8 protein-coding genes are annotated in these 14,342 nt (G+C 44.8%); 7 read left to right on the top strand and 1 reads right to left on the bottom strand.

The annotated features are described in order from the left end of the window. Window positions 1-74: 74 nt before the first annotated feature. Window positions 75-2,393 (bottom strand): GumC family protein, encoded by a 2,319-nt coding sequence (locus ACE1CM_RS46205; protein WP_374886365.1) that lies wholly within the window; start codon window positions 2,391-2,393, stop codon window positions 75-77. A gap of 348 nt (window positions 2,394-2,741) precedes the next feature. Here ACE1CM_RS46205 and ACE1CM_RS46200 point away from each other — a divergent pair, with 348 nt between their 5' ends. The 7 genes from ACE1CM_RS46200 to ACE1CM_RS46170 all read left to right on the top strand — a co-directional run bounded on the left by ACE1CM_RS46200 (window position 2,742) and on the right by ACE1CM_RS46170 (window position 14,342). Beyond that, entirely contained in the window at window positions 2,742-4,028 is a 1,287-nt protein-coding gene (locus tag ACE1CM_RS46200) for a glycosyltransferase (RefSeq protein WP_374886364.1), read from the top strand. 64 nt (window positions 4,029-4,092) lie between these two features. Further along, window positions 4,093-5,439, top strand: a complete 1,347-nt coding sequence (locus ACE1CM_RS46195; protein ID WP_374886363.1) for an oligosaccharide flippase family protein — start codon at window positions 4,093-4,095, stop codon at window positions 5,437-5,439. Window positions 5,440-5,832: 393 nt separating this feature from the next. Beyond that, complete coding sequence (locus tag ACE1CM_RS46190; protein WP_374886362.1) at window positions 5,833-6,816, top strand: class I SAM-dependent methyltransferase; 984 nt, start codon at window positions 5,833-5,835, stop codon at window positions 6,814-6,816. Window positions 6,817-6,962: 146 nt separating this feature from the next. Continuing rightward, window positions 6,963-8,363: an O-antigen ligase domain-containing protein gene (locus ACE1CM_RS46185; RefSeq protein ID WP_374886361.1), complete on the top strand. Its 1,401-nt coding sequence runs from the start codon at window positions 6,963-6,965 to the stop codon at window positions 8,361-8,363. 51 nt (window positions 8,364-8,414) lie between these two features. After that, on the top strand, window positions 8,415-10,187 hold the full coding sequence (locus ACE1CM_RS46180) for a cellulose-binding protein (RefSeq protein WP_374886360.1): 1,773 nt from the start codon (window positions 8,415-8,417) through the stop codon (window positions 10,185-10,187). A gap of 612 nt (window positions 10,188-10,799) precedes the next feature. Further along, on the top strand, window positions 10,800-11,810 hold the full coding sequence (locus tag ACE1CM_RS46175) for a class I SAM-dependent methyltransferase (RefSeq protein WP_374886359.1): 1,011 nt from the start codon (window positions 10,800-10,802) through the stop codon (window positions 11,808-11,810). 384 nt (window positions 11,811-12,194) lie between these two features. Then, window positions 12,195-14,342, top strand: coding sequence for an NAD-dependent epimerase/dehydratase family protein (locus tag ACE1CM_RS46170; protein WP_374886358.1), 2,148 nt, complete (start codon window positions 12,195-12,197; stop codon window positions 14,340-14,342).

Here is a 14,342-nt window from a genome sequence, read left to right as displayed (position 1 = left end):
CCCGAAATAGGTAGAGTTCCTAGTTGCGCTTTAGCGAAGATAGCGCAACTAGGAACAAGCGTTTTTATTATGAGTCAAATCGATTTGCTATTCATTTCTGGAAGAGAAGGCTGGTGGGAATCTAATGCGAGTTTTTCGTTAAGTCTGGAAGTTGGGTGGCGATCGTCAGAGGAGGCAGCAGCGGACTTTGGTTTGGCATAATTAGCAACTACACCCAGGGTTGATAAGCGAAAAGTGTTTAGCTGACTAATGGCTTGCATGACTGCGGATTTTTTAGTTTGTTTGACGCCTACCACCAGCAATATTCCATCGGTATGGGTAGCGATAAAACTGGCATCCATAAAGGTAAGCAGATTAGGCGTGTCGTAGATAACTAAATCGAAGTTGGACTGAAGTTCATCTGTCAGATGCTGCATCCCAGGAGAGCCGAGTTGTTTGGGAGAGTCTGGTAAAGGTTGTCCAGCAGTTAACACAAACAAATTCTCGGTTTGGTGGGATCGCTCGATGAAAACATTAGGGGATAATTTGTGGTTAAGCAGGTCGCAAAGTCCCCTGTGGTTTGGTAAATCTAACCAGAGGTGAAGCTGAGGACAGCGCAAATTAGCATCCACTAAGAGGACTCGCTGACCCGCCTGTGCTGCTGCATAAGCCAGATGTAAGGCAATTTTAGACTTGCCATCACCAGCCGTAGCCGAGCAAACTGCTAACGAACGGACTGGTGGAGCGGAATAGAGAAAACGGAGGTTGGCATAGAGAGAGTCGAAAGCTTCTACAAAAGCAGAAGTATTTTGATGGCTGTCGTTAATTTTGGGCAGCCACTTCAGCAATGCCATTGACTTTGGTGTTTTTTCTTTCTTTTTATCGAGTGGAATGGCTCCCAAAAGCGGCACTTCCATCGCATCTTTAATGTCTTCAACTGTGTAAAACATATTGCGGAACTTCTCTAGGAGAATAGCCGCCAATAGCCCCAAAAACAGTCCTCCTCCTACTCCCATCATTAGTTGCTTTCTATTACTCTGGGGAGCCGCAACCGGATTTCCAGCAGCATCGCGCTCAATTTGAGGATCGGAAATGAGTTCCCACGGCACGTTTTTTTGTGCTGCTTCGACCCGCAGTGTTTCTCGCTGAGTCAGAAGTTGGTTTAGCGTCTGGTTTGTAATTTCCAATTTCCGTTCTATATCATTATACTGACGAGCAATAATTGGAAATTGCTTTGCTTGTTGCTCAAAAGCATTTCTAGTTTCTGCCATTGCCCGATTCCGAGCCTCTAGCAGTTGAATTTGGTTAGCCGTCTTAACCAGTTCCTCAATTAGTCTTACCCGAACCTCATCTTGGAAAGATAATACTTGGGGGTTGCTGACTTTACTTGTTGCATTTCGTCCCAAAATTCGCTCGGTTTCTTGATTCATTAATGTGAGTAAGTTTTGTCTTTTTTCCTGTAAAGCTTGAATGTTGGGGCTATTAGCCGTGAAGCGAACGGTTTCTGTTGCAATTTGACTTTCTACTTCCTGTAACTTTTGTAGCAATGCCAAGCGGTTGGGTTCTTTACTTAACGCTGATGCTGCCAGTGCTTGGTCTGGCGTTAGATCTAATTGTCTCTGAAGATTTGCATACAAAATTTTCTGCTCTTGCAGCTGCCTTTGAGCTTCTAATTGGTCATCGCCTATTTTACGAACTTGATCGAATAAGTCGCTGCCCTGTGCTTTTGGATCGATTAAAGTGTATCGTTGTTGCAGCACTTGCAACTGTCCCTGAAATTGATTTACTCTATTTTGCAATTCAGGCATTTGGTCGTCAATAAATTTTATCCCTTCACTGATGCGCGTTTTTCGTTCATCTAGACTGTACTTCAAGTATTTTTCAGCCGTTTTCCTCAAAACCAAATCAACTTCTTTGGGATTTTCCCCCTTATAGATAACCTCGATAATCTTAGTTTTGGTAAACGAATCTTCACCGATGCGTTGAACTATTAGTCCTTTTTTAAGTTGATTCAAGCCAAACTTAGGAAGCTGGGTTTTAACTTGCTCGGCAATGGCAGATAGCATTGCCGGACTCTGTAAAATCTGTAACTGAGTTGGATAGTCGAGGCTAAAAACCTTATCATCAGGTATTCCTCCCCCACTGCGAGTGAGTGTGGTGGGTTCAGCCATTTTGGCTTCAGATGTTACTGGTTCTACTAAAAGCCGAAAACTGCCTTCATAGATCGGGGGTTCTTTGCCGCCGGAAAGCATAGCGGCAAACATTACTACCCCGGCCACCCCGGTAACCAACCACGCTTGCCGCTGGAATGTCCTTAAAAACGGACGCAGATTCAACCCTTTGGAAGGCGGAGCGTTAAACTCCTCTAGGTCTTCCGATGGTAATTGCTGCAATGCTCGGCTATCTTTAACCATTTGTCAATTTCTACGCAGATTTGCTTACTCAGTCTGCCACTGACTCAATCGACCGTCACTATACAATTATGTCTTGACTCTGATTCGGCTTGACCGACTCACATCGAGTATAGGTTAGGAAGATTGTGGGTGGCTTTTCCTTTGGGGAAAAACGAGAATATCTTTATATTGTCACTTTTGAGCTCGGGTAAAAAAAGTGACAGGGATCGCTCCCATTCTCCCTGTGGTATGAAAATGAAGAAAAGCTCGCTAGTGCAGAACGATCGCGCCTTAGATCCTAGTATAATTATAAAGTTCGCTGAAAAATAAAATCCTCTGGCTGTCGCTTGCCTATAATTTGGCTGTGACATGCCTCTAATTTGGCTGATGATTATAGCTTATCTGGTTAATCAGTATCCCAAGGTCAGCCATAGCTTTATTCGGCGAGAAATTGCCGGTCTGGAAGCTTGCGGCCTTCAAATTGTAAGGTTTGCCCTGCGCTCGTGCGGCTCGGAACTGGTGGATGAAGCCGACAAACTCGAATTGGAAAAAACGCGAGTCGTTCTGGGAGTAGGGATTCCAGGCTTACTGGTTAATCTGGTCTTGACGGCTTTAACTCGACCTGTTTCGTTGTTAAAGGCTTTGTGGTTAATGCTACAAACCAGCAAGCGGTCAGAAGGTAACATTTTGGATCATTTTGCCTACCTGGCTGAAGCTTGCGTGGTGCTGGGTTGGTGTTCAAAGTTGAGCATAAAACACGTTCACGCTCATTTTGGAACCAATTCGACGACGGTAGCAATGTTGTGTCGCGTGCTAGGCGGGCCAACCTACAGCTTTACGGTACACGGACCGGAAGAGTTTGACGAACCAAAAGCGCTGTATTTAGGAGAAAAGATTAAGCGAGCGGCGTTTGTGGTGGCGGTAAGCTCTTTTGGTAAAAGCCAGGTGTTAAGGTGGTGCGATCGCCAGCATTGGTCAAAAATCCACGTCGTTCATTGTGGTGTAGACGAGATATTTTTGTCTCAAACCCATACCCCCGTAACAGAGACGCCGCGCTTAGCCTGCATTGGTAGACTGAGCGAACAGAAGGGTCACTTGCTCTTGGTCGAAGCAGCTGGTGGGTTAGCCGCCGAAGGTTTGCAATTTAAGCTAATCTTGGTAGGCGATGGCCCCTTGCGACCTGAAATTGAAACTTTAATTTCACAACTGGGTATTCAAGACCAGGTCGAAATTACTGGTTGGGCAAGTAACTCTGAAGTTCAGCAACAGATTCTAGCGGCGCGGGCAATGGTTTTGCCCAGTTTTGCCGAAGGGTTGCCATTAGTGGTGATGGAAGCGCTAGCATTAGGGCGACCAGTCATCAGCACCTACGTTGCGGCAATTCCCGAACTGGTAGAACCGAATGTCTGCGGTTGGCTAGTGCCAGGTGGATCGGTTGAAGCCTTAACTGAGGTGATGCGCGTCGCATTGCAGTCCCCTGTGGAAAAGCTAGAACAGATGGGTCGCGCTGGTGCAGATCGTGTCCGATTGCAGCACGACGCCGCGAAGGAAGCAAGCAAATTGGCAGCTTTGTTTTGCTCTAATATCGAAAAGTCCCCACTTGATGACTCACAAAGCGTTATATATGCCAACATCTACCCTAATAGCATTAACTGAGTACTGATGCGTAAAAATACATTGCTCCCCCACAAGTTTGGTTTCCCCACTCGGAGATCGGATCGTGTCATCAATTAAAGCGCTTGCTATTCGCGGGGCAGTTTGGACATTTGCTGCCTACGGGATGAGTATGATGCTGCGACTTGGCAGTAACTTGATCCTGACTCGCCTGCTCTTGCCAGAAGCATACGGCCTGATAAACTTAGTTTATGTTTTCATCACCGGGCTGCACCTGTTCTCAGATGTTGGCATCGGTCCGAGCATCATTCAGAATAAGCGCGGGGATGACCCAGCTTTTCTCAACACGGCTTGGACAATACAGGTGGTTCGCGGCGTTTGTCTCTGGGTTGGTAGCCTTTTGCTTGCTGAGCCTGCTGCCCAATTCTACAATGAACCCAGGCTGTTGTTGTTGCTGCCGGTAGTTGGTTTGAACGCAATTATCTCTGGATTCAACTCTACTGCCTTGTTTACCCTCAACCGCGAAGTGGCGATTGGTAAATTGGCAATTTATGAGTTAGCGGGACAAATTACGTCGATGGCTGTAACGATTGTCTGCGCTTATTACAATCCTACAGTCTGGGCTATGGTAACCGGGGGTTTTGCATCGGCATTGGTTCAAATGGTTTGGAGCCATCGTTTATTTCCAGAACAACCTAACCGCTTTGCCTGGGAGCGAGATGCAGTCAAAAGTATTTTTTCGTTTGGGAAGTGGATATTCGTTTCAACAGCTCTATATTTTTTCGTTTCCCAATCGGATAGGATGATTTTAGGCAAATTAATCTCGCTTGAAATGCTGGGGATTTACGGCATTGCTTTTACCCTTGCCGACATACCGCGCCAAGTCATTTTAGCTCTCAGTAACAAAGTGATTTTTCCATCTTTTGCCAAGCTTGCTGACTTGCCTCGCGAAACGTTTCGAGCCAAAATTATCAAGAGCCGCAGACTTATGCTTGTCGCTTTAGCCGCAGGCTTGTCGTTGCTGATCGGCTTTGGCGATCGCCTGGTTTTTATATTGTATAAAAGCAATTACCACGAGGCGGGTTGGATGGTGCCGATTATTGCTCTGGGGATATGGCATACCTCGCTTTATTTTACAACCTTTCCCGCGCTTTTAGCTCTGGGAAACGCTCGCTATAATCCTCCAGGATCCCTGTTGGCTTTTATGACTATTGCTATTGGTTTACCTGTTGCATTTTCCCAATTTAAACTAGTTGGGGCTATGTTCGTAATCGCGTTTTACGATCTGCCTCTGTACGCGGTAAACATGTACGGTCTTTGGCGTGAAGGGCTGATTTGTTTGGGACAGGATATTGTGGCAACTGTGCTGTTTTTGCTATTACTAAGCTCTGTGGTGCTAGTGCGATACATTTTAGGTTGGGGGCTTCCTATAAACCAAATACTTATTCAATGAGTCGGAAAAATATATATAAAGGTACTAGCATGAACAAAAACCTCTCAATTAGCGAGCATAAAAATGGCTGGGAAAAGACTAATTTTTTGATTAATATCATGTCCGCTTGTATCGGTAGCGTATCACCCGCACTACTTGCCGCTGTGCTAACACCAGATGCCCCTTTCCCATCAGGGAGAGGGAGCAAGAACGGAATTTTACACAACCGATGCTAGCGGAAAGGATATTAAATATAATATATTTAAATCTGATTTATATATAAAAAACGAACAAATTGCCAAAAAATGGTGGAGATATTAACGAAAGTGCGTAGGCGGTGTTGAGAGAATGTCTAAAAGACTATGAAAAAATATTATTAAAAAATAAAACCATGTAATCTGGATGGAGGCTGAAATGAATGTTTGTGCAATTTGTAAAAATAAAAATGGCAATAAAACTTATGTTGTCAAAGAAATGATGTTTGGATTCAGAGATGAATTTGAATATTTTGAATGTGCCGAATGTGGATGCATACAAATTAAAGAAATACCGGAAGCTCTGTCAAAATACTACCCGGATAATTTTTACTCTTTTCAAGAAATTACATCAGATTCAAAGGTAAACTCCATAGAGTCATTTCTCAAGCGTCAGAGGATGAAATATCTTATTTATGGAAATAAAGAAATCGGGATTTTGCTTTCAAAAATCCTAATAAAAATATATAAAACACCCATGGCGGATTATTACGAATGGTTCAGAAAATTACAATTACCGCTAGAATCAGAAATTTTAGACGTAGGTTGTGGTTCTGGAAACCTTCTACTCCAGATGCGCTCGGATGGATTTACTAACCTTACAGGTGTCGATCCCTTTATCAAAAGTGATATTTTTTATGAAAACGGTGTTAAGGTTCTTAAGAAGTACTTACACGAGATAGAAGGTTCGTTTGACTTTATTATGTTGAACCATGCTTTTGAACATATGCCCCAGCCTTTATCTGTGTTAAAAGAATTATATCGTATTGTGAATAAAAATAGATATGTTTTAATTAGAATTCCTGTAGCTTCTTCTTTTGCTTGGCGAAAATATGGCGTTAATTGGGTTCAAATTGATGCGCCGCGGCACTTTTTTTTACATACGACTAAAAGTATGGAAATATTGGCAAATAAAGCTGGGTTTAAAATTGCGGATATCGTATTTGACTCGCACGCTTTTCAGTTTTGGGGCAGCGAACAGATTCTTGGAAATATAGCCATAACGGAGAGTGCATCTTATGCTGTAAATCCCGATAAATCTATGTTTTCAAAAGAACAAATTGATGACTTTAATTCTATGGCTAAGCAACTAAACAAGGAGAAAGATGGTGATGCAGCAGGTTTCTACTTATACAAAGCATAAAACTTAATTAAACGCTCATATTCCCAAAATATCAAAACTAGACAAGGCAGGGTAGGTGGCTTTTAAAAATGTTTAAGCTTTGATGAAAAAGATTACTCATTCAGTTAACTTAGTTTTTAAGGTCGTGCCAAACGAAGCCCATACCTATGTATAGTCCCATAGCTTTACTCGTTGTAATTGCCTGGATTCCAACCGTTCTTTATTTGTTCCAACGGTTTCCGCCTCAGCGGGCAGTAATTGTGAGTTTTATCGCGGCATGGCTGTTTCTCCCAGTAATCAACTATACCTTACCGGGCATCCCAGACATCACCAAGATGAACGCAACTTGTTACGGCATTTTGTTGGCAACCGTGATATACGATGCGGGACGGATTACTTCGTTTAAATTCGGTTGGCTTGACCTGCCGATGCTAAGTTGGTGCCTATGCCCGTTGCCTTCATCGATCGCTAACGACCTGGGTTTGTACAATGGATTTTCCGCTGTTCTCGATCAAACTATGACCTGGGGAGTGCCCTATTTTCTGGGGCGGATATATCTTGCTAATCTGGCGGGGCTGCGCCAGCTAGCAATTGGTGTTTTCATCGGCGGGCTAGCCTATGTTCCTCTGTGCATATATGAAGTACGCCTCAGCCCGCAACTGCACCTAACGATTTACGGCTACTACCCTGGTGGAGTGGAGTACTTTATTCAATCAATGCGTGCAGGGGGATTTAGGCCGATGGTGTTTATGAACCACGGTCTTATGGTGGCCGCGTGGATGATGGCTGCAACACTGACTGGGATTTGGCTTTGGAAAAGTGGAACCATCAAGCATGTCTGGAACATACCAATCCAAAGGCTGGTAATTGTTATGCTAATCACCTTTGTCTTGTGCAAATCCTCTGGTGCGTACATTTTGCTGGTATTAGGGATCGTCCTGCTATTTTCTTCCAGTTGGTTGCGTACCGCCATTCCGGTGTTGCTTCTAATATTAGGCATGTCACTTTACCTGTACCAAGGAGTAACCGGAACTGTTTCTGGCGAGCAAATTTATGACATGGCGGTCAAGATAACTAATGAAGAACGAGCCGAATCGTTAAAGTTTAGACTCGATCAGGAAATACCCCTGTCAGAGAGGGCAAGGCAGAGGATAATTTTTGGCTGGGGAGGATTCGGACGCAACCGTGTTTGGACACGGGACTGGAAAGGAGATTTGGTAGATAAATCAGTTACCGACAGCTTGTGGATTATTGTGTTTGGTGTCAACGGTGTGGTCGGGCTGGTTAGCATAACAGCATCCATGTTACTACCTCCTGCGAGCTTGTTTATATTACGCTATCCCGCTAGTACTTGGTTTCACCCCAAAGTAGCACCCGCAGCTGTGCTGGCGGTGGCCTTGATTTTGTACATGCTCGACTGTATCATCAATGCCATGACTAACCCGGTGTTTGCGCTTATCAGTGGGGCAATATCAGGGCTGGTGCTGAAAGAGGCAAGAACCAATCAGGTTAGGGGAACGCGCTTATCTCCATCCAGGCGTTCCCTGGCTCAAGCAAGACCAAACTAGTCTAATTGACTGACTTGAGGTCAACCTATAACTGCCAAGGTAGTTAAATCTATGTCTATATTCAATTGGTTTAAAAAAACAAAAATATTAGCCTTTTTAGTTGGAATATTAATCAGTGTAATTTTGCTTCAAATTTCGACAGGGTTTAATAAATTTTTCAACCAAAATACTAATTCAAACAATAAGATAGCTGTGGCGAAAATCAGCAATATTTCTAATTTAAATTCCCCTTTAGGAATTGGTCTTAATGGTATTGCTGACTGGTCAACTCAGTTGCCCTTTCTGGATGCTTTCAAATCCTCTAGACAATGGGTTACTCAATGCGTGACTGGATCTCCAGGCTGTAATGGAGAATGGGATACACAGGAATATAATCTGTTAAATCTAGATGAAAATGGCTGGGTTAAGTCTCTACCAACTCCTGAAGAGGCTCCTAAATATACTCGTGTAAGTACTTTGTTATTAAGGGACATACCCAATCGTTATCCTTCTGGAAAATATGTGGTTTTGTATGATGGGGAAGGCACGATTGAATATGGTTTTGATGCCAAAAAAGATTTTGCTGCTTCAACTCCTGGAAGGGATGTGCTGGATGTGGATTCAAAAGGAGGCGGCGGTATAATCCTGACCATTGCTTCTACCGATCCCAAAAAGACGGGGAATTATATCCGTAACATCAGAGCAGTTAAGGCTGAGGATGAAAAGAATTATAAAACTGAAATATTTAACCCTATTTTTATAGAAAAGATCAAAAAATTTAGATCCTTGCGCTTCATGGAATGGATGGGAACAAATAATTCAAACCAGAAAGAATGGCGTGACAGACCTCGAATAGAAACGGCTTCCTATGCAACTAAAGGAGTGCCGGTAGAAATAATGGTGGCTTTATCTAATAAAATCCAAGCTGAACCGTGGTTCAATATGCCACACCAGGCTAATGATGAATATATAACTAAGTTTGCTCAGACAATTAAAGAGACTTTAGCTCCTAATCTAAAAGTTTATGTAGAGTTTTCTAATGAAGTTTGGAATTGGCAATTTCCCCAAACTCATTATGCTTTAGAACAAGGGAAAGCTAGGTGGGGGCAAGATAAAGCAGATGCTTTTTATCAATGGTATGGTATGCGTACTGCTCAAATGTGCGATCTGTGGAAAAAAGTGTTTGGTAATCAAAGCAATCGAGTAGTCTGCGTCATGAGTACTCAAAGAGTATATAAAGGTTTAGAAAATTACGCATTAGAATGCTCATATTGGGTAGCAGAAGGTAATAAACCTTGTTATCAACACGGTATTGATGCTTACGCTACAGCTGGCTATTTCAGTGGAAATTTGGGTGCGCCTGAAAATTCCAGCACAGTAGAGTCGTGGATAAATGAACCGGATGGTGGTTTTGAGAAAGCATTCAAACAATTAAAATACGGGAATTTACTTGGGGGATTTAAAGATAGCTTGCCAGATGTTTATAATGATTTTATATATCACGCAGATGTAGCCAAAAAGAAAGGTCTTAAATTAGTTGCTTATGAAGGTGGTCAGCATATTGCTGGTGCTGGAGGAGTAGAAAATAACGAGAAACTGACAAAATTTTTTATAGAAATAAATAGACGCAAGGAAATGTACGATCTTTATAAACAATTACTGAATGATTGGAAAAAAGCTGGAGGAACGCTGTTTATGCACTTGGGGGATATAGGTCAACCGAGTAAATGGGGAAGCTGGGGAGCTTTAGAATATGTAGAGCAAAACGGCTCGCCTAAATACAATGCGTTGATGGAATTTATTAATAATAATTCATGCTGGTGGGAGGGCTGCAAGAGTAATTAAAATCAACTGCAATCATTAGTCATTAGTGGAAATTTGATTGCTGAGGGCATGGTTTGAAATAGTCCAAGCGTAATTATTAGGTGCAAGCAAAAATCCGCGAAGGGCTTTGCCGCAGCGTGCCGGATGAATTAGCATTTGGGTAGAAAAACCCTGATGATACCGAAAGCTCCGATCGCAAATACTTCGCCCCTAAAGAGAAAAAGTTATTTTTGCAAGAATTATAATAATGAGGCGGAGACAAAACTAACTTGATTGAAACCCACATTCCGCACCCTCTACCGTCACAATCGGTTTTTACTTATTTTTATCAAAAATTAAAGCTATAAATTATACTTTTTTTCAGTAAATTGACGGATAAAAACCGTTTTAAAGGCATAATTTATAACTTTAAAGATTGAGTTTTATGGGTAATTATGCTGTGTGACACCCCAGGGTGCGGAATGTGGGTTGAAACACTGGAGGTGAAATTATAATAACTCTAATTATGAAGAAAGTATTTTGACAATAATCAATGCAGTATATTAAAAAAAAAATATTTTGAAATAAGCAAGGTTAACAAGATTGAGATAATATATGGGATGAAATAATTTAGATAATGCTCTGGTGAAGAAAATGGACTATAATAGTAATTTGCATAAATCGCTTTCAAGAGATAGGGTTGTAGAAACCTATGGCGAATGGACTGCCATGTCTATCTACCTGGGCGACGATCAATACACGCTGATGCCTGGGAAAGTTGATTATCGGCTTCGCCGTCTGGTTCAAGTAGCCTCTGATTTGGTCGGTAAACCCCTGAACCAGATCCGCGTCCTAGACTTAGCCTGTCTGGAAGGTCATTATGGCATTGAGTTTGCCCTGCATGGCTCAGAGGTAGTGGGCATAGAAATCCGCGAAGCGAACCTGGAAAAAGCACGGTTTGCCAAACACCACCTCAAACTAGATAACCTTTATCTGTATCAAGATGACGTGCGTAATCTGAGCAAGGAGAAATATAGTTCGTTTGATGTGGTGTTGTGTTCGGGAATCCTATATCACCTCAAACCGCCTGATGTATTCCAATTCGTCAAGAAGATTTACGAAGTCTGCGAACGAGTAGTCCTGTTCGATACTTTCATCAGTCTGAGCGATCGCAAGAGCGTCGAATTTGAAGGTAAAACCTACTGGGGCTTGGATTATGTCGAACACCCCGAAGAGGCAACAGCGGAAGATAAGAAACGAGATTTGTGGGCATCGATCGATAATACGATTAGTTTGTGGATGACCCACGCTTCCCTGAGCAATTTAGTGGCCCATGTCGGTTTTACGTCGTTCTATGAATGCTACGTTCCGACAATGCCAAATAACCTCACAGACCGTAAAACTTATGTAGCGATCAAAGGCAAACCAGTGAAACTGCTGTCTTCGCCGGTCACGGAGCAAACTCCCCACGTGGACATTCCCGAAAATGAACCCAAAAAAGTTCATCCCGCACAAATCAAGCCTAGTCCGATTTTCCAATTTGTCAAAAAAACATTCCCTCAGCCGGTCAAAGACATGATTAAACCTGTTTTACGGTCCCTGAGATTACTGGAACAGGATCAGACTCCGGAATTTCTGAAAAAACAGGCCAAGTCTGATAAATAGCTGCTTGAGGGATGGGAAAAATTAAAGACAAGCTCAAAAGCAGCCAGCGATCGCCAAGGATGAATTCAATTAACGGAAAAATGCTCTAATAACAGGAGATTCAGTTGAGTAGCTTGTCTGAGAAAATTGGAGTAGTTGCGATTGGACGCAACGAAGGCCTTCGGGCGCTATCCGCTGTCGGCATGGCGAACAATTGATAAAACGCAGCGGCAGGGGTTTTCATGGAAAAATAGTATAGCGTGGGGGCCTTCTTGCGCGATGTCGGTGTTCCCTCAAGCCTTTGGCGCTGTCAAGTTCCACCGCGCGCCTGCAAAACAAACAGCATGAAATGATTGAGTACAAGGCTGCTCAAGTACCCGCGATCCAACCAACTGGGAGATAAAAATGGCTGCTAGCAACAAACATAGCAAACCTATCGCCGTCGCCCTCCTGGGCGCTGGCTATATTAGTGACTACCACTACTCGGCGCTGCGCTTGTTGCCCAATGTTGAGGTGCGAGCAATTTGCGACTTGAACCGCACCCTGGCGCAGCAGTTCGCCGCAGCAAAGGGGATATCCAAAGTCTATGGGGACCTGGGCGAAATGCTAGCCCAAGAACAGTTGGATGTCGTCCAAATCCTGACGCCGCCCCACGTTCACTTTCCCACAGCCTGCCAAGCGATCGAAGCAGGCGTTGACGCCCTGATCGAGAAGCCGCTTTGCCACACAGTTGCCCACTGTCAGGAGTTGCGCCAGCGTGCCGCAGCCGCCGGTCGGGTAATCGGGGTCAGCCACAATTTCCTGTATTTTCCAGTGTATGAAAAGTTGGTGTCCGATCTGCGTAGCGGTCGGTTAGGGCAGATCGATCAGGTGGACATCGTATGGAATAAAGAGCTGGGACAGCTTAAGGGCGGGCCGTTTGGAGCCTGGATGCTCCAAACACCAAAGAATATTTTATTCGAGGTGGCTCCCCACTCCTTCGCCCACCTGGTTCATCTTTTGGGTCAACCCGACTCGCTCTCGGTCGATGTGCGCGACAAGCTAGAACTGCCTCAAGGGCTAGAGTTTTACCGTCGTTGGGAGATTCGGGGATGGAAGGGTAATACCAGTATCCGGCTGCGTTTTTCGTTTATTGATGGATACGCGGAACACTACATCCACGTGAGAGGAACGAACGCAGCAGCACGGGTTGACTTCGAGAACAACACCTATGTTTGCCAAGAGCATACACCTTATCTACTCGATCTCGATCGCTTCGCTAATGTAGCCACAACAGCCAGGGACTCGCTACTCCAAGCAGGCGGCACTTTGGGTAACTCGGTGCTATCCAAGATGGGTCTATTCAAGGCAGCGAAGCCATTTCCCTACAGCATCGCGCGGACGGTTGAGAGCTTTTATAACGGTCGGGGAGGTAAGCTGGACGAGCGAGTCGATCCGGCAATTGGCGAGGCGGCGGTGGCACTGGCAGAGTGGGTGGCACGGGAAACCGATGTGCCGATGCCTGAGAAAACACTATCGGTTCCCAGCCCCTTGGTAGAGCCTCCCGCGCCAAAATCTACAGTACTTGTCCTCGGCGGTACGGGTTTCATCGGTCGGGCGTTGGTTCGCCGCCTGCGCCAGGATGGTTATGGGGTGCGGATACTCGCCCGCAATCCCAGTAGCTGCCCGCCGGAATTACAAAACCTTCAGGTGGAAATTGTCAAGGGCGACTTCACCGATCCCAAAGCAGTAGAGGCGGCACTCGATGGGATAGATTATGTTTACCATTTAGCGCGGGGCAACGGGAAAACCTGGAGCGAGTTTCTTAAATCTGATGTTGAACCTACGCGCAAAGTTGGCGAATTGTGCCTGGAACGTGGAGTCAAGCGGTTGTTCTACGCATCGTCGATTGCGATTTACTATGCAGGTAAAAACGCTGCGACCATCACCGAAGAAACCGAGCCTAACGCGGGTATAATGCGCGCCGCCCCCTATGGGCGATCTAAAGTAGAGAACGAGCGCTCGCTGCTCGAACTTCACCGCCAAAAAGGTCTGCCCTTGGTCATCTTCCGCCCAGGCGTCGTACTCGGTAGCGGTGGTAGTCCCTACCACTGGGGCATTGCCGCTTGGCCTTACAGTTCGGTGTGCAGCCTGTACGGTGATGGCAACAATCCACTCCCGATCGTGCTAGTGGATGATGTAGCCGATGCAATGGTGAGGGCGATTAACGTACCCGGAATCGAGGGTGAATCTTATAATCTCACCAGCACTGCCTGTATTACCGCCAACGAATATCTCGATGAGTTCGAGCATAAGGCTGGCATTAAGTTGCGCCGCGTGCCTACGGCGGCTTGGAGGGTTTACACGTCGGCGATCGCCAAGTGGGCAATCAAAAGCATCGGACGCGACCCCAATGCTGCGTTCCCCAGCTATGCTGATTTTGAGGGTCGCAGCTTTGCTGCTGCGTTCGATTCCTCCAAGGCGGAGCGTCAGCTTGGCTGGTCTCCCGTTAAAGAGCGCGAGACTTTGATTAAAGAAGGCATACATGTCCCTGTTAACGAGTCCTTGAGGTAG

The organism is Microseira sp. BLCC-F43, from assembly GCF_041929235.1.
In the GTDB taxonomy this organism is placed as follows: domain Bacteria; phylum Cyanobacteriota; class Cyanobacteriia; order Cyanobacteriales; family Aerosakkonemataceae; genus Microseira.
This window is presented reverse-complemented; position numbering and strand designations above follow the sequence as displayed.

Bases quoted from the DNA above. Each gene is read 5' to 3' on its own strand.
- ACE1CM_RS46180 (WP_374886360.1), top strand. From the start codon at position 8,415: ATGTCTATATTCAATTGGTTTAAAAAAACAAAAATATTAGCCTTTTTA.
- ACE1CM_RS46170 (WP_374886358.1), top strand. From the start codon at position 12,195: ATGGCTGCTAGCAACAAACATAGCAAACCTATCGCCGTCGCCCTCCTG.
- ACE1CM_RS46175 (WP_374886359.1), top strand. From the start codon at position 10,800: ATGGACTATAATAGTAATTTGCATAAATCGCTTTCAAGAGATAGGGTT.
- ACE1CM_RS46205 (WP_374886365.1), bottom strand. From the start codon at position 2,393: ATGGTTAAAGATAGCCGAGCATTGCAGCAATTACCATCGGAAGACCTA.
- ACE1CM_RS46200 (WP_374886364.1), top strand. From the start codon at position 2,742: ATGCCTCTAATTTGGCTGATGATTATAGCTTATCTGGTTAATCAGTAT.
- ACE1CM_RS46185 (WP_374886361.1), top strand. From the start codon at position 6,963: ATGTATAGTCCCATAGCTTTACTCGTTGTAATTGCCTGGATTCCAACC.
- ACE1CM_RS46190 (WP_374886362.1), top strand. From the start codon at position 5,833: ATGAATGTTTGTGCAATTTGTAAAAATAAAAATGGCAATAAAACTTAT.